The organism is Kribbella sp. ALI-6-A (genome assembly GCF_001984195.1).
Classification (GTDB): domain Bacteria; phylum Actinomycetota; class Actinomycetes; order Propionibacteriales; family Kribbellaceae; genus Kribbella.
On the sequence record NZ_MTQN01000008.1, the window covers coordinates 302,129 to 319,489 of the forward strand.

The window sequence follows — 17,361 nt, forward strand, 5'->3', positions numbered from 1 at the left end:
CCCGCGTCACCACGGCGCGTGTCGCACGTATCGTGGCGGCCGTTGTGACCAACGACGCGTGAGGCGGACAGATGACGGACAACGGTGACCGGACGATCGGGAGGCGCACGATGATCTCGGGCGCGGCGGCGACCGCACTGGCGGCTGCGGGGTACCAGGCGGCCCCGGCGTACGCCGGACAGCCGCACGGCGGCGGACCAGGACAGCGCACGGTCCGGCTGAGCGTGCTCGGCACCACCGACTTGCACGGCAACGTCTTCAACTGGGACTACTTCAAGAACGCTGAGTACGACGACTCGGCGCACAACGACATCGGCCTGGCGAAGATCTCCACGCTCGTCACCGCTGTGCGGACGCAGATCGCAGCCGAGCGCCGCGCGCCGGCGCCGCTCCTGCTGGACGCCGGCGACACCATCCAGGGCACGCCGCTGGCTTACTACTACGCCAAGATCGAGCCCATCACCGGTGGCCACATCCACCCGATGGCGGCCGCGATGAACGCGATCGGCTACGACGCCGCGGCGCTCGGCAACCACGAGTTCAACTACGGCCTCGACATCCTGCGCAAGTTCCAGGCGCAGCTGACGTTCCCGCTGCTCGGCGCGAACGCGCAGGACTGGACCACCGGGCTGCCGGTGTTCCCGCCGTACGTGCTGAAGCGGGTGCACGTACCGGGCGCCGGCCGGCCGATCACGGTCGGCATCCTCGGGCTGACCAACCCGGGCATCGCGATCTGGGACAAGGCGACGGTCGACAACAAGGTCAAGTTCGGCGGCATCGTCGAGCAGGCGAAGTACTGGGTGCCGCGGGTCCGCAAGGCCGGCGCCGACATCGTGATCGTCTCCGCGCACAGCGGGATCGACCTCAGTTCGTCGTACGGCGACGCGCTGCCGGTGCCCGAGAACGCGTCCGGCCCGATGGCCGAGCAGGTCCCGGGCATCGACGCGGTCCTGGTCGGGCACGCGCACCAGGAGGTGGCCGAGCGGTTCGTCACCAACCAGCAGACCGGCGAGCAGGTCCTGCTGGTCGAGCCGCTGAAATGGGGCATGCGCCTGGCGCAGATCGACCTGGACCTGCAGTTGCAGCGCGGCCGGTGGAAGGTCGTCGCCAAGCACAGCCAGGTGCTCAACGCGAACTCCGTCGAGGCCGACCCGAAGGTGGTCCAGCTGCTCCAGCAGGACCACGACACGGTGGTCGGCTACGTGAACTCCAAGATCGGTACCTGTACGACGGCGATGTCCGCGGCGACCGCGCCGTGGGAGGACACCGCCGCGATCGACTTCGTGAACTTCGTCCAGGCCGACGCGGTGGCCAAGGCGATCGCCGGTACGCCGGAGGCCGCGCTGCCGGTCCTGGCGATCGCGGCGCCGTTCAACCGGGCGGCCGCGATCCCGGCCGGTGACGTGTCGGTGCGCGACGTTGCCGGGCTCTACGTCTTCGACAACACGCTGCTCGCGGTGAAGCTGACCGGCGCGCAGGTGAAGGAGTACCTGGAGTTCAGCGCGCAGTACTACAAGCAGGTCACCGGCACCGGCCCGTTCACGCCCGACCAGGTGACGAACGCGCCGACGCCGACCGCGCCGAACGGCACACCCGACTACAACTACGACATCCTCGGCGGCCTGACCAAGCCGCTGGTGTACCGGATCGACCTGGCCAAGCCGGTCGGCTCCCGGATCACCGGCCTGTCGTACGACGGTGCGGCGGTCGCTCCGGACCAGGAGTTCGTCGTTGCCGTGAACAACTACCGCCAGTCCGGCGGCGGCAACTTCCCGCACATCTCCAAGGCCCCGGTGCTCTACAACCGCCAGGTCGAGATCCGGCAGCTGATGATCGACTACGTCACCGCCACCGGCGAGGTCGACCCAACCGCCTTCGCGACCACCGACTGGTCGCTGGTCTCCAACGGCACCCCGATCGTGGTCAAGGCCTGATCCGCAACCGGGCTGGGCGCGATCGGCGCCCCGCCCGGCCGGCGGTCAGGTCGCGTAGGCGCTGCGCTTGCCGAAGAGGAACCAGAACAGGCTGCCGATGAACGGCGCGACGATGATGAAAACGAGCCAGACCAGCTTCATGCCGCCGCTGTGGGGTGCGGTCAGCGAGCTGACCAGGGCGCCCAGGACGAGCAGGGCGTAGGCGACCAGGACGGCGATCAAGCCGAACCCGCCGAGGGCGCCGAGGATGTCGTTGTCGACGATGTAGGACATGGGACCAGCCTCGCCGAACCGGACTGGTCCACACATCCGCCCTGCGGTCGGAGTGGGCCCCTACGGAAGTCGTAGAGCGACGGGGTCTTGACGGAGCGAAAGGCTAAGTGATTTAGTCACTTTGTGACTTACTCGACCGCGCAGCCCCCGAGCTTGTCCGACCGCCTGACCGAGGCGATCCTGGGCATCATCCGGGACCAGGACCTCGGCCCGGGGGACGCGATCCCCTCCGCGCGGGAGCTGGCCAAGCGGTTCGAGCTGACCACGCCGACCATCCGGGAGGCGCTGCGCAAGCTGGAGGCGACCGGTGCGGTCGAGTTCCGGCACGGTTCGGGCACGTACGTCGGCCCGACCATCAACAACGTAGTCCTGGCCAATCCACACCGGCCGCCGATCACCAAGCAGTCCGTGCTGCAACTGATCGGCGCGCGCCTGGTGATCGAGCCCGCCGTCGCCCGTGAGTCGGCGCTGAGCCGCGGCGAGCAGAACCTGGAACGCCTCGAGGCCGCCGTGACGAACGCTTTGGTGCCGCCCGGCGGACCGGCGTTCGCGCTGAACTTCCACGTCGAGCTGGCGGCCGCCTCGGGCAACCCGCTGCTGGAGGAGGTGCTGGCGTCGCTGCTGAAGGTGCGGCTGCGCGAACAGCAGCAGATCCGTCAGCTGTACGACAACCGCGAACGCGACCACGAGGAGCACCGGGCGATTCTCGACGCCGTCCGCGCGCAGGACGCGGAGGAGGCCGAGCGCCTCACCCGTGAGCACCTCGACAACATCCGCGCGGCCGTCGACGCCGCGGACTTCCCGGAGCTGTCATGAAGAGCACGCCCAGGATCCACCGGCTGGCCGAGATGACCACCGACGCCGCGCAGGACGCCGTACGGACCGCGCCGCTGGTGATCATCCCGGTCGGCGCGCAGGAGCAGCACGGCGGCGGGATGGCCATGTCGACCGACACCGTCCGCGCGGTCGGCGTCGCGGATCTGGTCGCCGAGCGTCTGGCCGGCCGGGCCGTGGTCGCACCTCCGCTGACGTACGGCGTCTCGCCGCATCACATGGCCTTCGCCGGCACCATGACGTTGTCCCCGGCAACTTTCATCGCCGTCCTTCGGGAGCTGGTGGACAGCCTGTACCAGCACGGCTGGCGGCGGTTCCTGGTCGTCACCGGGCACGGCGGCAACAACGCCGCGCTGTCGGTGCTGGCCCAGGAGTACGTCCGCTCCGACCTGACCTTCGCGTGGACGCCGCTGACCGAGATCGTCGCCGACCTGATCACCGACGTCGGTGAGGTGCACGGTCACGCGGGGGAAGCGGAGACCGCGCAGATGCTGTACCTCGCGCCCGACCTGGTCCACCCCGACCGGCTCGAACCCGGCGCGTTGACGCTCGACGAACTCAGCACCCCGGCCCGGCTGTCCCGGCAGAAGCGGGGACCACGGCTGTCGGTCGGGTTCGACGTGTACCACAAGCGTGGCGTCCTGGGAGATCCCCGACGCGCCACCGCTGAGTCAGGCCGTCTCCTGGTCGAGACGGCCGCCGACCGGATCGCAGCCTTCGCCGACGAGCTCCTCTCGGCCTGACCCGCACCACCCCGGCCCACCGGTCCAGCGCTCGCTGCGACCGGCGCCGAGCGCACCCACACCCCTGTCACTGGTACGCCCGACGCGTTCCAGGCGCGAGCCTGCCCGCCCGCGGTTCGCATGCCCGAGGAGGCACCCCATGAGACTCCATCGCCTTGCCCTCGCCGGCCTGGTCACGGCCGGCCTGGTGACCGCCGTCGCCAGTTCGCCGCTGCTCCCGGCCACCGCCGCCCCGGAGGCCGGCAGCACGCACGAGCAGCAGGACGCCACCAACCGCAGTCCTGGTTGCTCGAAGCAAACAAGCCAGCAGCCCGGCACCGGCGCGGATTACACGCTCGTCAGCGGTGGTATCACCCGCACCTACCGGTTGCACCTTCCGGCCACCTACGACGCGAAGAAGGCCCAGCCGCTGATCGTCGTCTACCACGGCCGTGGCAAGACCGGCGCGTTCACCGAGGCGTTCTCCGACCTGTCGAAGCTCGACGCGGTCGTTGCCTACCCCAACGGTGTGCTCGGCGACGAGGACAAGCAGGCCTGGCAGGGCGCGCCGTACGCCAAGCCGGGTGTCGACGACGTGAAGTTCACCGCCGACCTGCTGGACACCCTGGAGGCGGCGTACTGCGTCGACAAGGACGCGGTCTACGCGACCGGCAAGTCCAACGGCGCGGGGTTCACCGGCATCCTGGCCTGCCGAATGGCCGACCGGTTCGCCGCGATCGCACCGGTCGCCGGCGCCTTCTACATCGAGGGCGGCCGCTGCGCGCCGAGCCGGCCGGTCCCGGTGCTGGCGATCCACGGCACCGGCGACACCACCATCCCGTACGGCGGCGACGGTCAGCGCGACCTGCCGAGCGTGCAGACCTGGGTCCGCGACTGGGCGGTCCGGGACCACTGCGACCCGGAGCCGCGGCTGTCCACCCAGGGCGACGACGTGCTGACCGCGACGTACCAGGGCTGCGAGGCCGACGTCGTGCACGTCGCGGTGACCGACGGCGGTCACAGCTGGCCGGGGTCGGACGCGTCGTCCGGGCCGGGCTACGTCACCCAGACCTTCGAGGCGCACGAGCTGATCGGCTCGTTCTTCCGCGCGCACAAGCTGAGGCACTGAGATGAGCACGGCGACCGGGCAGACCAAGGAGCTGCCACGCCTGGTCCGGGCGATGGCGGTGATCGAGAAGGCCGGCAACGCGCTGCCGCACCCGTTCTGGCTGTTCTGGATCCTGTCCGCGATCCTCGCGGTGGTCAGCTGGATCCTCTCGCTGCTGGACGTGTCGGTGGTCTCGCCGAAGGACGGCAAGACCGTCGCGGTGCAGAACCTGCTGTCCGGCGACGGCCTGCAGATGGCGGTGTCCACGGCGGTGTCGAACTTCGCCGAGTTTCCCCCGATGGCGACCATCGTCGTGGTGATCATGGGCGTCGCGCTGGCCGAGCGGACCGGGTTCCTGCAGTCGCTGATGAAGGTCAGCGTCTCCCGGGTCCCGACCTCGATGGTGGTCTTCGCGGTCGCCTTCGCCGGCACGATGGCGCACGTCGCCTCGGCCGCGGCGTACATCATCCTGGTGCCGCTCGGCGGCCTGGCCTTCCGGGCGGTCGGCCGGTCGCCGATCCTCGGCATCGTGGTCGCCTACACCGCGATCGCCTCCGGGTACGACGCCAGCCCGATCCCCACCCCGAACGACGCGATCTTCGCCGGCATCACCGAGACCGCCGCCAAGACCGTCGATCCGGACGCGTCGATCTCGCCGCTGTCGAACTGGTTCTTCAACATCGCCTCGTCGGTGCTGCTGTCGCTGGTGATCACGCTGGTGGTCCGGCTGGTGCTGAGCAAGCGGACAGACCTGGACGCAGACCCGGACGCGCCTGGCGACGACCCCGACGCACTGCACCTGTCCGACCGCGAACGGACCGGCCTGCGCCGGGCCGGGATCGTCTTCCTGCTCGCCGCGGTCGCGATCGTCGCGCTGCTGCTGCCGCAGAACTCGCCGCTGCGCGGGGAGAACGGCAGCATCGTCGAGTCGCCGTTCCTGGACGGGATCGCGATGGTGGTCGCGGTGCTGTTCGGCCTGGTCGGCATCACCTACGGCGTGACGGTCGGGACCATCAAGGAGGCCGGGGACGTACCGAGGCTGATGGCCGAGGGGATCAAGCAGATGGCGCCGGTGCTGGTGCTGTTCTTCGCGATCGCGCAGTTCCTGGCCTACTTCAGCTGGAGCCGGATCGGTGACCTGCTGTCGGCGGAGTCGGCCCGCTGGCTCGGCGAGATCGGCGCGCCGACGGTGGTGATCTTCCTCGGCATCCTGGTGCTGCTCACGCTGATCAACATCCTGGTCACCAGCGGCTCGGCGATGTGGTCGCTGACCGCGCCGATCCTGGTGCCGATGATGCTGCTGCTGAACGTGCCGGCCGAGACCACCCAGGCGCTGTTCCGGATCGCCGACTCGGGCTCGACCGCGATCACGCCGATGAGCCCGTACTTCGTGATGGCGCTCGGCTTCCTGCAGCGCTACCGCAAGGACGCCGGGGTCGGCACGCTGGCGTCGTACACGGTGCCGCTGGCGGTCGCGATGACGATCGCCTGGACGTTGCTGTTCCTCGCCTGGTGGGCGCTCGGGATCCCGCTCGGACCGGGGGCGCCGGTCAGGTGAGTGCGACGCCCGCGGCGCGCAGCTCGACCAGAGTCTGCTCGGTGCTGGCCGGTGCCACCCCCGCGGTGAGCTCGGTCAGCACCGTCGTACCGAATCCTTCGCGGTGCGCGTCGAGGGCGGTCGCGCGGACGCAGTAGTCGGTGGCGATGCCGCACACGTCGACCTCGGTGACGCCCTTGTCCCGCAACCAGGCGGCCAGCGCCTGACCGTCGTCGTGGGACTTGCCCTCGAAGCCCGAGTACGCCGCGGCGTACTCGCCCTTGTCGAAGATCGCGTCGAACGGCTGCGGGTCGAGGTTGGGGTGGAAGCCGACGCCGTCGGTCCCGGCCACGCAGTGCCGCGGCCAGGAGTGCACGAAGTCGGGCTGGTCGGAGAAGTGGTCGCCCGGCTCGATGTGGTGGTCCCGGGTGGCGACCACGTAGCCGTACTTGCGGTCGTTCGGCTCGGCTTCCTGCCACTCGTGCAGCAGCTGCCCGATCCGGAACGCGACGTCCGCGCCTCCGGCGACGGCCAGGCTGCCGCCCTCGCAGAAGTCGTTCTGCACGTCGACCACGATCAGCGCCCGTGTCATCACAGGACTCCTCTCTCCTGCCTCCACGGTACAAGCCGCGGGCCCCGCGCGCGGGTGAGGAGGGCGAGCAACTACCCCCGCGCCGATCGGTGAGGGATGCTGGAGCATGGACCCGATCGCGCCGCACGGCCTGCACCACGTCACCGCAGTGGCCACCGATCCGCAACGCAACATCGACTTCTACACCACGGTGCTCGGGCTGCGGCTGGTCAAACAGACGGTGAACTTCGACCGGCCCGAGCTCTACCACCTGTACTACGGCGACGAGGAGGGGCGGCCGTCGACGCTGCTGACGTTCTTTCCTTGGCCCGAGGCGCCGGCCGGCCAGCTCGGCAGCGGCCTGGCCACGGCGACCGCGTTCAGCATTCCGCCGGAAAGCCTCGGCTGGTGGCAGCAGCGCCTGGCCGCGCTGAAGGTCGACGCCGACGCCCCGGTACGGCGTACCGACGAGGAGGTGATCGCCTTCCGTGACCCCGACGGGCTGGTGATCGAGCTGGTCGCGGCCGACGGGGACTTCCGCTCGGGCTGGGACGGCGCGGCGGCGATCCCGGCCGAGCACGCGGTGCGCGGCTTGCACGCGATCACGATGACCGAGGCCGCGCTCGAACCGACGGCCGACCTGCTCGCGGGCATGCTCGGGATGACGCTTGGTGCGGAGAGCGGTGACCGGGCCCGGTTCACGATGGTGGGGGACAACCCGGGCACGCTGGTCGACGTCACGGCGGGCGCGGACGAGAAGGGGCGGCAGGCCGGCGGCACCGTGCACCACGTCGCGTTCCGGGCGCCCGACCGGGAGACGCAGGCGCAGTGGCGCGAGCAGCTGATCGAGGCCGGTGCGAAGGTGACCGAGATCCTCGACCGGCAGTACTTCACCTCGATCTACTTCCGCGAGCCCGGTGGCGTGCTGTTCGAGATCGCGACCGACCAGCCCGGCTTCACCGTCGACGAGCCGTTGCTCGAGCTCGGCCGCACGCTCAAGCTGCCACCGTGGCTGGAGCCGAACCGCGAGCAGATCGAGAACACTCTGCCCGCCTTGCAGCTGCCGGGCGTCTGAGCGGACCCCCGGCCGGCTCAGAGCTAGGGGCGCGTGGCGACCGGGCGGGTCTGGTCCTTCTTGCGGGCGCGGTAGGCCCTGGCCTTCATCTTGTTGCCGCAGGTCTCCATCGCGCACCACTCGCGCCGGCCGCCGCGGGAGCGGTCCAGGTACACCTGGGTGCACTCGGGCCGGCCGCACTCCTTGAGCAACTCGGCGTCGGAGCCGCCGAGAATCGCGATCGCGTCCCGCGCGACCGTCGACAGCGCCTGCTCGGCGGTCGCGTCGATCCGGTGCCCTCGAGGAAGCAGCTGAGGTACCGCCGCTGGGAGCCGCGCCGCCGCGTTGACGATCGAGGCGGCGCGCTCGTCGTACGGGAGCTCGTTGAGCCGGGCGAAGACCAGCGCGTAGATGGCCTCCCGGACGGCGATCGCCTTCGGGACGTCGGCCGGCCGGCAGTTGACGTCGCTGCCGGCCACCACGCCTGCCTCGCGGTACCACGCGGCCAGGCTGTCGGGGGAGGTGAGCTTCTCCACCGGCACGGGATTGCGGCGCGCGCGCAGCGTGCCGACGAAGTCGAGCGCAAGGTTCCCGCAGGGAAAGGCATGGTCCACGTCACCAGTTTGACAGGTGACGTGCTGCGCTGCAACGATCGTCACCAGTTAGACCGGTGACGCAAGGCGCGGAACCGGCGCGAGGACGAGAGGACACCACGATGAGCAGCCAGTACACGGCCGTCGCCACCGCCACGGGAGAGAACCGCGCGGGCGGCCGCACGTTCACCGACGACGGTCTGCTGGACGTCACCCTGCAGGTGCCGAAGGAGCTGGGCGGTCCGGGCGGCGGCACCAACCCGGAGCAGCTGTTCGCGGTCGGCTGGTCGTCGTGCTTCCTCGGCGCGCTGAAGCTGGTCGCGGCGCAGCGCAAGCTGCCGGTCAAGGACCTCGCGGTCGTCGCGGAGATCACGCTGAACGCCGACGGCGGCGAGTTCAACCTGTCCGCCGTGCTGCACGTCGAGGCGAGCGGCATCGACGAGGAGACCGCGGTCGAGCTCGGCCAGGCCGCTCACCAGGTCTGCCCGTACTCCAAGGCGGTCGCCGGCAACATCCCGGTCACCATCGACGCGACCGTCGCCTGACGGTTCGCTGAGCAGGCTCGCCTGCTGATCAAACGTTTGCCCCCTACGCCGATCGCTGCGCGCGACACTCCGACCGCGGCGGGTGATCGGTGGCCGTGGCAGGATTCGCGTCGTTGACGATCGGTCTTGCCACGGGGGTGGGGATTGTGGTTCGGGTACTGACGCATTTTCCGGCGCGGCAGCGGGTGTGGGACGCGTCGCTGCGGTTGCAGGTCGTTCGGGCGCGGTCCTGTGACGCGTGGGCGGCCGGGCAGCGGCGCGACGTCCAGGTGCAGGTTTTCGGTCCGGACAACGTCGGGTTGCGGGACTGGCTGCACGACCTGTGCTGGGACTGTTCGGAGTTGACCGCGGTGACCTCGACGCAGTGCCAGTCCGTCGAGAGCTTCGCCCCGAGCCACAAGCTGAACCAGGTCCTGGTCGAGCGCGGCTGCCGGATGACCAGTTTCTTCGACACCACATCGGGCACCGACGCGATGACCGAGTTCCTGATCGCGGCCGACGGCATGCCGTACCACCTGGCCTACGGGCCGATTCAGCTCAAGGTCTTCGACTGCGAGCGGGTGGTGCTCGAAGGCCCGCTCGTCGAAGAGCAGCGCAGTCTGATGCTGATCCGCGGGCAGGAGGCCGTGAACGCGGCAGGCCAGTACCTGCGCGCGGTGCGGGAGACCGCTGTCCGGGCGAGTGCGCTGGACACGCCGGAGGCCGGATTCACCAGTCGACAGCAGGTCATCGCCGAGTTGCTCTGCGAAGGCTGCACCGACGACCAGATCGCAGAGCGGCTCGACCTCAGCGTCCGTTCGGTTCGCTACGAGGTGGCTCGACTGCTGGACGTTCTCCAGGTCCGGACCCGCTTCGCCGCGGGAGTCCGTTACGCGCGGACGAAGGCCGAGCTCAGCTGAGGTGGTAGGCGATCTCCGCGGCGAGCGCCGTGGTGAGCGATTCCGGGGTGTCGTCGGCGAACTCGGGTACGACGTGGTGGACGATTCCGGCGTCGCGCAGATCCGTCGCCGCGATCCGCTGGGCGGTGGCGAGGGCCGGCGCGTGCGCGGTGTCGCCGTACATGATCGCGCTGGCGCCTTCGGGCGGCAGCGGTGCCAGCCAGGCGTGGCCGGCCGCAACCACAGTAGTTGCCGGGAGCAACGCCAGGGCGCCGCCTCCGGTGCCTTGACCGAGCAGCACGGACACGGTCGGCACGGTCAGCGTGCTCATCGTCGCGATGCACTGGGCGATCTCGCCGGCCAGCCCGCCTTCCTCCGCCGTGCGCGAGAGCTCGGCACCGGCCGTGTCGATCAGCGTGACCAGCGGGAGACCGAGATCCTCCGCCAGTCGCATCCCACGCCGGGCCGTCCTGAGAGCGGCCGGGCCGAGCGGGTGCTCCGACGCGCGATCCTGCGCGACCAGGACGCATGGCCGGCCGTCCACGCGGGTGAGCGCGACCAGCGCGCTCGCGTCCGCCGAGGTCAGCCGGACCGTGCCCGTGCAGGCGTGGCGCAGGAACTCCCGGGCGCCGGCCCGGTCGTCCCGCCGCGTCCACGTCACCGCTTCCCAGCCGTCGGCGTGCACGACCTCACCAGCACGCCGTTCCAGGCTCGGCGGCGCCGGCGGATCGACCAGTACGCCGAGAGCGCGGTCGAGCAGGACCGGCAGATCCACCGACGCCACGACGCCGTCGATCACGCCGTGCGCGGCCAGGTTCTCCGCGGTTTGCACGTCGGGCGGAAACGGTTCGTCGTACAGGGCCTGGAAGACCTTCGGGCCGAGAAAGCCGACCAGTGCGCCCGGTTCCGCGACGGTGACGTGGCCGAGGGATCCCCAGGACGCGAAGACTCCGCCGGTGGTCGGGTGGCGCAGGTGCACGAGGTACGGCAGTCCGGCCGCCTTGTGCTCCATCAGCGCGCGGGAGATCCGGACCATCTCGAAGAACGCCGGGGCGCCTTCCTGCATCCGGGTCCCGCCCGACGCCGTCGACGCGAGCACCGGCAGGCCTTCGGCCGTCGCACGCCGTACGGCGGACGTGATCCGATCCGCCGCCGCGCGCCCGATCGACCCGGCCAGGAAGGCGAACTCGCTCACCAGGACGGCGACCGGCCGGCCGCGCATCAGCCCGCGTCCGGTCAGCACCGACTCGTCGGCGCCGGACCTCTCGGCTGCCTTTGCCAACTGGTCCAGATACGCCTGGGAATGCCCGGTCAGGTCAGCCGGCTCGTCCCAGGACTCGAACGATCCCGGGTCGAGCACGACCTCGATCGACTCCCGCGCGCTGGGCCGACGGGCAGCCCCGTCCTGGCTCGCCTTGGTGCTCATGAGACCCACTCCCGGATCGCGTCCCCGTGCTGGTCGAGCGTCGGCGGCGCCGCGTGGTCGCGCCGGGTCGTCTCCGAACCGTCGGCGGCGAAGAACCGCAACGGCGGCCCGGGCAGCCGCAACGCGCCCAGCGTCGAGTGGTCCACGTCGATCAGCAGTCCCTGACTGGCGGTCTGCTCCCACTCGTAGACCTCGTCCAGTCTCCGGACCTTTCCGGCCGGAACGCCGACCTCGTCCAGCCGGGCCAGCAGCCGCTCAGCCGGCCACTGCGCGAACGCCTGCTCGACCACCTCGATCACCCGGGCCCGGTCGGCCACTCGCGCCGCGTTGGTCTCCAACCCGGTCTGGTCCAGCTCGAAGGCCTCGACGAGTCGTTGCCACAGGCCCTCACTACCGACCGCGATCTGCACCGACCCGTCCGCGCACCGGAACAACCCGTATGGCGCGATCGACGGATGATGATTGCCCTGGGCAACCCCGACCTCGCCGGCCACGGTGTAGCGGGTGCCCTGGAATGCGTGCACCCCGACGACCGCCGCGAGCAGCGACGTCCGGACGACCTGCCCGGCACCGGTCAGGTCGCGTTCCCGCAGGGCCGCCAGGACGCCGTACGCGCCGTACATCCCGGCGAGCAGATCGCCGATCGGTACGCCGACGCGTTGCGGGTCCTCGGGCCCCGAGCCGGTCAGCGACATCAGTCCGGCTTCTCCTTGGGCGATCTGGTCGTAGCCCGCCCGGCCGCCCTCCGGCCCGTCGTGGCCGAACCCAGTGATCGAGAGTGCGACCAGCCGCGGGTTCCGCTGCTGGAGGGATTCCAGCCCGAGACCGAGCCGCTCGAGCACACCGCTGCGGAAGTTCTCGACCAGGACGTCGGCCCGGTCGATCAGCCGCAGCAGGACCTCCCGGTCTTCGGCGTCCTTGAGGTCGAGGGTGATCGACTCCTTGTTGCGGTTGGCCGACAGGAAGTAGGTCGACTCGTCACCGGCGAACGGTGGACCCCAGCCGCGGGTGTCGTCGCCGCGTCCCGGCGCCTCGACCTTGATCACCCGGGCGCCCAGGTCGCCGAGCATCATCGTCGCGTGCGGCCCGGCCAGCGCGCGGGACAGGTCTACGACCAGCACGCCGTCCAGTGGTCCGGTCATCGTGGTCACCATCCCGGCAGGACGAGCGCGGCCCAGACCAGCAGCGGACCGACCACGACGACGATCATGCTGTAGGTCAGGATCTGCTTGTAGAACACGGGTTCGGTGATCGTGTCCGGCTTGTTGGCCAGCATCAGCGCGCCGTTGGTGGAGAACGGGCTGACGTCCACGATCGTCGACGAGATCGCCAGCGCGGCCACGAACAGCCCCGCGCTGATCCCGCCGTTCGCGATCAGCGGTACGGCGATCGGGATGATCACCGGCAGCAGCGCGGTCGACGAGGCGAACGCGGAGACCACGCCGCCGACGTAACACAGCACCAGCGCGCCGATCGCGATCGCGCCCAGCCCGGCGGCCCAGTTGCCGACGAACTCCGGCGAACCGGCCTCGGTCAGGATCGCGGCGTACGTGCTGACGCCGGCGACCAGCAGCACGGTCGGCCAGGCGATCTGGCGGACCGCGTCCTTGTGCTCCTTCGGCGCGAGCATCGCCAGGATCACCGCGGCGGTGATCGAGACGAAGCCGATGTTCTTGTCGAACACCAGCGCGACCACGGCGACGCCGACGAACGCGACCAGCGTGAGCACCTGGTCCCGCCGTACGCCGAGAGCCTGCGTGCCGGTCGGGGCCGACGTGCCGTAGCCGCGGGCCGGGACCGTCGCGCCGCCCTTGTGCAGGTCCTCGGTCAGTTCGTCGTCGTTCGGGTCGACCCGCTGGGCCATCAGCTTGCGGCCGCCGAGCAGCACGAACAGGATCGCCGCCATCACCAGGTTGACGACCAGGCTGGCCAGGAACACGGTCAGCTCGCTGGAGGGCAGGTTGTTGTCCTCCATCACCGAGTTCGTGATCGTGCCATAGATGCTGATCGGGGAGAACCCGCCGCCCTGCGCGCCGTGCACGACGAACATGCCCATCATCAGCGGGTTGATCTTGTACTTGCCGGCGAACCCGAGCGCGATCGGGCCGATGATCGCGCAGGCGGCCGGACTGGCGGCGCCGATCGCGGTCAGCAGCGCCGTGACCGCGAACATCACCCACGGGATCAGCGCGACCCGGCCGCCGACGGCGCGGACCGCCGATCTGACGATCAGGTCCACGGTGCCGTTGTTCTTGGCGATCGCGAACAGATAGGTGACACCGATCAGCGTCAGGATCAGGTCACCGCTGACGCCGCCGAGGATCTCGCGCTCGCTCAGGTCGAGGGAGAACATGCCGACCAGCCACGCGGCGACGTACGCCAGCGCGCCCATGTTGATCGGCAGCAGCGTGCCGATCACGAACAAGGCGACCAGCGCCAGGATCGCTACCCACTCCGGTCCCATAGACCTGCCTCCAGCGTTGATGAGGGGGAGCCGACGTTGGCTCAGTGGCCTAGCCAATAGCTCAGTTTGCCAGTTGTCAATACTCTGATCTCATGGACGACTCTCCGCGCTTTCCGCGTCCGGTGCTACGGACCCGCCTGTACGAGCAGGTCGCCGAGCAGATCACAGGGTGGATCGCGGAGAACGGATTGGGCGCCGGGGACCGGTTGCCGCCCGAGCGTGAGCTTGCGGTCCGGCTGGGCGTGAGCCGGGCCACCCTGAGCCAGGCGCTGGTCGCGCTCGAGGTGATCGGCGTCGTCGTCGTCCGGCACGGCGACGGGACGGTGCTGACCGAGCGGGCTCGGACCGGGCCGGTGATCGAGGCGATCCGCGCGCACGCCGACCGGCTGCCGGAGATCATCGACGCCCGCGACGCGCTGGAGTCGAAGCTCGCCGCGCTGGCGGCGGTACGGCGTACCGAGGACGACGTGGCGGCGATTCAGGCGGCGCTCGCGGCGATGGAGGCCGACATCGCGGCCGGTGGGCGCGGGGTCGACGCCGACGAGCAGTTCCACGGCGCGGTCACCGCGGCGGCGCGCTCGGAGCTGCTCGGCCAGATGATGGAGGCGATTCACGACCTGATCCGCGAGAGCCGGATCGAGTCGCTGTCGCAACCCGGCCGGCCGAAAGACTCGCTGGCCGGGCACCGCAAGGTCGCCGAGGCGATCATCGCCGGCGACCCGGCTGCCGCCGCGGCCGCGATGCATGATCACGTGATGCTGGTCAGCGACGTCGCCTTGTTGCGCGAGCAGAAGTCGTGACGGGGACAGAGCATCTGATCGTCGTCGCGGCGGGACTGGTGGCCGGTCTGCTGACGTCCACGGTCGGGGTCGCGTCGCTGGTGAGTTTCCCGGTGCTGGTCGCACTCGGCATTCCGCCGGTGGTCGCGAACGCGTCGAACACGGTCGGCATGATCCCGGCCGGCCTCGGCGGATCGCTCGGGTACCGGCGGGAGTTGCGCGAACAGCCCGCGGTGACCTGGGTCGTGGTCGCGACCTGTGCGATCGGCTCGGTCGGGGGAGCGGTCCTGCTGCTCGCGCTGCCGCCCGGGGTGTTCGAGGCGATCGTCCCGTGGCTGATCCTGTTCACCTGCCTGCTCGTCGGCGCGACCCCGACGATCTCCCGCTGGCTGCGCTCGCGCCAGCCGCACGAGGTGGCACCGCGGACGAAGATGTCGCCGCTCACCACGTTCTTCGCCACCCTCACCGGCGTGTACGGCGGCTACTTCGGCGCCGGCTCGGGCGTGATGATGATGGCTGTCCTGGGCCTCGGCCTGGATCTCGACCTGCGAATCGTCAACGCGCTGAAAACGCTGGCGGTGATGGCCGCGAACATCGTCGCCGGCCTGATCTTCGTGTTCGTCGCCGACCTCGACTACACCGCCGTCGGCCTGCTCGCGATCGGCTCGATCGTCGGGGGCTACGCCGGCGCGCACCTCGGCCGCGTGCTGCCGCCGACGTTGCTCCGCATCCTGATCGTCCTGGCCGGCATCACCGCCGCCGTCACGATGCTCACCTGACCGGCGGAGTCAACGCTTTCCGGAGCTCGGTGGACGCGACCTCGATGTCGTTGTGGCGTTCGCTGTGCAGTTCCTGCAAGGCAACCGCGGCCAGCCCGACGACGCCGGCCTTCGCCGCCTCGGCGAGGTGCGGGTCGCCTTCGGTCAGGGCGCCGAGAGGTGCGGCGGCACCGGCGATCGAAACCAGTGCGCTCAGCGGCAGGAGGAACTGGAGCAGTTCGTCGAGCTGTTCGTGGCCGGCCTGCTGGAGTTGAGTGCGCAGCTCCTCCACCCGCACGGCGGCCTCCGCGATCGGTCCGGCGACGCCGTGTTCGGTGAGTTCCTCGAGGATCTCGGCGGCGTCCTCGTGGTCGAGACCGAGGAACACCGCCGCGGCGTCCAACGGCGTGTAGTCCGGCGCCTCGACCAACTGCGAGACCGCCCCGACGACCCGCTCCCGCGCCTTCGGATGCTCCACCCCACGCAGCAACAACACCGCGGTGGTCAGCGCGACGTCCACATCTGCCACCACGTTCTTCAACTGCCGCGAGGCGTCCTCACCCGCCGCCCGAGCAGCCGCCCGCTCCCGCTCGTGCGCGAACAACCGCTGCGGCATCGGCACCGCCGCGATCACCGGCTGGAACGCCCCGACCGACAACGCCGACGTACGATCCACCGGCGCCTTCTCCCCGGGCTTCACCGGCGCCCCGGCCCCCTTGCCGGGCACCTTGAAGAAGTCGTCACGACGAGGACCACCAGCGGTAAGACTCACCCGACCACCCTACGACCTCAGAACAGCCTGGCGAACGAGCTGATCAGGATGAGGCCGATGATGATGCCGTTGGCGAGCTTGTGGTCGACGAGGACGGCGACGAACTCGCGGATGGTGGCGTTCGGCCAGAAGTAGCGGGCGGTGGGGGAGCCGAGGACCTGGCCGTTGACTTTCGCCTTGCGGGCGGTGAAAGCGGCGCGTAGTGCGTGGAAGTTGTTGGTGACGATCAGGCACCGGTACGCCGGGTTGCGCGCGGACATGATCGTGTCGCTGAAGGTCAGGTTCTCGAAGGTCGAGGTGGACCGGTCCTCGCGCAGTACCGCCTCGGCCGGTACGCCGTGGTCGATCAGGTAGTCGGCCATCGCGACGGCTTCCGGCACGTCCTCGCCGGGGCCTTGCCCGCCGGAGGTGATGAGCAGCGGCGTGCGGCCCTTGTCGCGTTCCTGCTGCCAGACCTGCTGAGCCTTGTCGAGCCGGCTGGCCAGCAGCGGGGGTACGCGCCGGCCGCGCAGGCCCGAGCCGAGCACGACGATGAAATCCGGCCGGCGGAAGAAACGGATCCGCGCGTAGACGAACGCGTAGGCCAGGAAGCAGACGAACAGGAACGACACGTAGCCGAGCACCCCGCCGATCGCGTCCCGGACCGCGCCGAGGAACGGCGAACCGGTCTGCAGCAGCAGCGCGCTGACGAGGACGAATCCGAAGATGCCCACGCCGGCGGCCAGCGACAGGAGGTTCGCCGGTCGGCGGCCCTCGCGGCGCAGCATCACCACGCCGTTCGCGATCAGCGCCACCGCCAGCACGAAGACCGTCACGGGGATCAGCACCAGCACGACCACGACCAGCCAGCGCGCGGCCGTCTCGTTGACCGACTCCAGCGCGAAGATCGTGCCGATGCCGGCGAAGAACAGCGTGAGCACCAGGTAGATGCCGTTGCGCAGCACCCGCCGGTCGCGCAGGAAGCTGATCACGAACAGCGTGAACCAGAAGCCGGCGATGCCGAAGCCGAAGATCATCCGTGCACCCGCCGGCGTTGAGGGGATGCCACGGTAGGTGTCTCCTTGCTCACCGAGGGAATCGAGTCGTATCAAACCATGCCCAGTGCTGTCCGCG

General features: G+C 70.1%; 18 protein-coding genes. 10 read left to right on the forward strand and 8 right to left on the reverse strand.

Annotated features, from left to right (window positions below; genetic code table 11):
- The first annotated feature begins 71 nt into the window (after positions 1-71).
- Positions 72-1,934: a bifunctional metallophosphatase/5'-nucleotidase gene (locus tag BWI15_RS07405; RefSeq protein ID WP_077013552.1), complete on the forward strand. Its 1,863-nt coding sequence runs from the start codon at positions 72-74 to the stop codon at positions 1,932-1,934.
- A gap of 45 nt (positions 1,935-1,979) precedes the next feature.
- Here BWI15_RS07405 and BWI15_RS07410 read toward each other — a convergent pair whose 3' ends face one another.
- A complete protein-coding gene (locus BWI15_RS07410; protein WP_077013553.1) occupies positions 1,980-2,207 on the reverse strand; it encodes a PLDc N-terminal domain-containing protein in 228 nt (75 codons plus the stop codon).
- Positions 2,208-2,330: 123 nt separating this feature from the next.
- Here BWI15_RS07410 and BWI15_RS07415 point away from each other — a divergent pair, with 123 nt between their 5' ends.
- The 4 genes from BWI15_RS07415 to BWI15_RS07430 all read left to right on the forward strand — a co-directional run bounded on the left by BWI15_RS07415 (position 2,331) and on the right by BWI15_RS07430 (position 6,429).
- Complete coding sequence (locus BWI15_RS07415; RefSeq protein ID WP_077013554.1) at positions 2,331-3,023, forward strand: FadR/GntR family transcriptional regulator; 693 nt, start codon at positions 2,331-2,333, stop codon at positions 3,021-3,023.
- Positions 3,020-3,784 (forward strand): creatininase family protein, encoded by a 765-nt coding sequence (locus tag BWI15_RS07420; protein WP_077013555.1) that lies wholly within the window; start codon positions 3,020-3,022, stop codon positions 3,782-3,784. Before BWI15_RS07415 ends, BWI15_RS07420 begins: the two co-directional genes overlap by 4 nt.
- Before the next feature lie 139 nt (positions 3,785-3,923).
- Positions 3,924-4,892 carry an alpha/beta hydrolase family esterase gene (locus BWI15_RS07425; RefSeq protein WP_077013556.1) on the forward strand — a complete coding sequence of 323 codons (969 nt, stop codon included), beginning with the start codon at positions 3,924-3,926 and terminating at the stop codon, positions 4,890-4,892.
- Between the two features lies 1 nt (position 4,893).
- Positions 4,894-6,429, forward strand: a complete 1,536-nt coding sequence (locus BWI15_RS07430; RefSeq protein WP_077013557.1) for an AbgT family transporter — start codon at positions 4,894-4,896, stop codon at positions 6,427-6,429.
- Here BWI15_RS07430 and BWI15_RS07435 read toward each other — a convergent pair.
- Positions 6,422-7,000 carry a nicotinamidase gene (locus BWI15_RS07435; RefSeq protein WP_077013558.1) on the reverse strand — a complete coding sequence of 193 codons (579 nt, stop codon included), beginning with the start codon at positions 6,998-7,000 and terminating at the stop codon, positions 6,422-6,424. The two genes, BWI15_RS07430 and BWI15_RS07435, sit on opposite strands and share 8 nt — an antisense overlap.
- A gap of 106 nt (positions 7,001-7,106) precedes the next feature.
- Between BWI15_RS07435 and BWI15_RS07440 the strand changes: the two genes are divergently transcribed.
- On the forward strand, positions 7,107-8,054 hold the full coding sequence (locus tag BWI15_RS07440) for a ring-cleaving dioxygenase (protein WP_077013559.1): 948 nt from the start codon (positions 7,107-7,109) through the stop codon (positions 8,052-8,054).
- A 23-nt stretch (positions 8,055-8,077) separates the two neighbouring features.
- Here the strand turns inward: BWI15_RS07440 and BWI15_RS07445 are convergent, their stop codons facing one another.
- Entirely contained in the window at positions 8,078-8,647 is a 570-nt protein-coding gene (locus tag BWI15_RS07445; RefSeq protein ID WP_077013560.1) for a CGNR zinc finger domain-containing protein, read from the reverse strand.
- Between the two features lie 101 nt (positions 8,648-8,748).
- On the opposite strand from BWI15_RS07445, the gene BWI15_RS07450 reads away from it, so the two are divergent.
- Together BWI15_RS07450 and BWI15_RS07455 are read left to right on the forward strand one after the other, a co-directional pair.
- Positions 8,749-9,171 (forward strand): organic hydroperoxide resistance protein, encoded by a 423-nt coding sequence (locus BWI15_RS07450; RefSeq protein WP_077013561.1) that lies wholly within the window; start codon positions 8,749-8,751, stop codon positions 9,169-9,171.
- A 146-nt stretch (positions 9,172-9,317) separates the two neighbouring features.
- A complete protein-coding gene (locus tag BWI15_RS07455; protein WP_237771183.1) occupies positions 9,318-10,070 on the forward strand; it encodes a helix-turn-helix transcriptional regulator in 753 nt (250 codons plus the stop codon).
- Here BWI15_RS07455 and BWI15_RS07460 read toward each other — a convergent pair.
- Genes BWI15_RS07460 through BWI15_RS07470 form a run of 3 tightly spaced genes read right to left on the reverse strand, consistent with a single transcriptional unit; the run spans position 10,063 to position 13,939 of the window.
- Positions 10,063-11,475: a carboxyl transferase domain-containing protein gene (locus BWI15_RS07460; protein WP_077013562.1), complete on the reverse strand. Its 1,413-nt coding sequence runs from the start codon at positions 11,473-11,475 to the stop codon at positions 10,063-10,065. The genes BWI15_RS07455 and BWI15_RS07460 overlap by 8 nt on opposite strands.
- Positions 11,472-12,617, reverse strand: coding sequence for a CaiB/BaiF CoA transferase family protein (locus tag BWI15_RS07465; protein WP_077013847.1), 1,146 nt, complete (start codon positions 12,615-12,617; stop codon positions 11,472-11,474). The genes BWI15_RS07460 and BWI15_RS07465 overlap by 4 nt, the downstream gene beginning before the upstream one ends.
- Positions 12,618-12,622: 5 nt before the next feature.
- Positions 12,623-13,939, reverse strand: a complete 1,317-nt coding sequence (locus BWI15_RS07470) for an SLC13 family permease (protein ID WP_077013563.1) — start codon at positions 13,937-13,939, stop codon at positions 12,623-12,625.
- Between the two features lie 92 nt (positions 13,940-14,031).
- Here BWI15_RS07470 and BWI15_RS07475 point away from each other — a divergent pair, with 92 nt between their 5' ends.
- Together BWI15_RS07475 and BWI15_RS07480 are read left to right on the forward strand one after the other, a co-directional pair.
- On the forward strand, positions 14,032-14,739 hold the full coding sequence (locus BWI15_RS07475; protein WP_077013564.1) for a FadR/GntR family transcriptional regulator: 708 nt from the start codon (positions 14,032-14,034) through the stop codon (positions 14,737-14,739).
- A complete protein-coding gene (locus BWI15_RS07480; RefSeq protein WP_077013565.1) occupies positions 14,736-15,497 on the forward strand; it encodes a sulfite exporter TauE/SafE family protein in 762 nt (253 codons plus the stop codon). The genes BWI15_RS07475 and BWI15_RS07480 overlap by 4 nt, the downstream gene beginning before the upstream one ends.
- Here the strand turns inward: BWI15_RS07480 and BWI15_RS07485 are convergent.
- Both BWI15_RS07485 and BWI15_RS07490 read right to left on the reverse strand, forming a co-directional pair.
- A complete protein-coding gene (locus BWI15_RS07485; protein WP_143465437.1) occupies positions 15,490-16,248 on the reverse strand; it encodes a hypothetical protein in 759 nt (252 codons plus the stop codon). The genes BWI15_RS07480 and BWI15_RS07485 overlap by 8 nt on opposite strands.
- Positions 16,249-16,265: 17 nt before the next feature.
- On the reverse strand, positions 16,266-17,264 hold the full coding sequence (locus BWI15_RS07490; protein WP_077013567.1) for a YdcF family protein: 999 nt from the start codon (positions 17,262-17,264) through the stop codon (positions 16,266-16,268).
- Positions 17,265-17,361 lie beyond the last annotated feature (97 nt).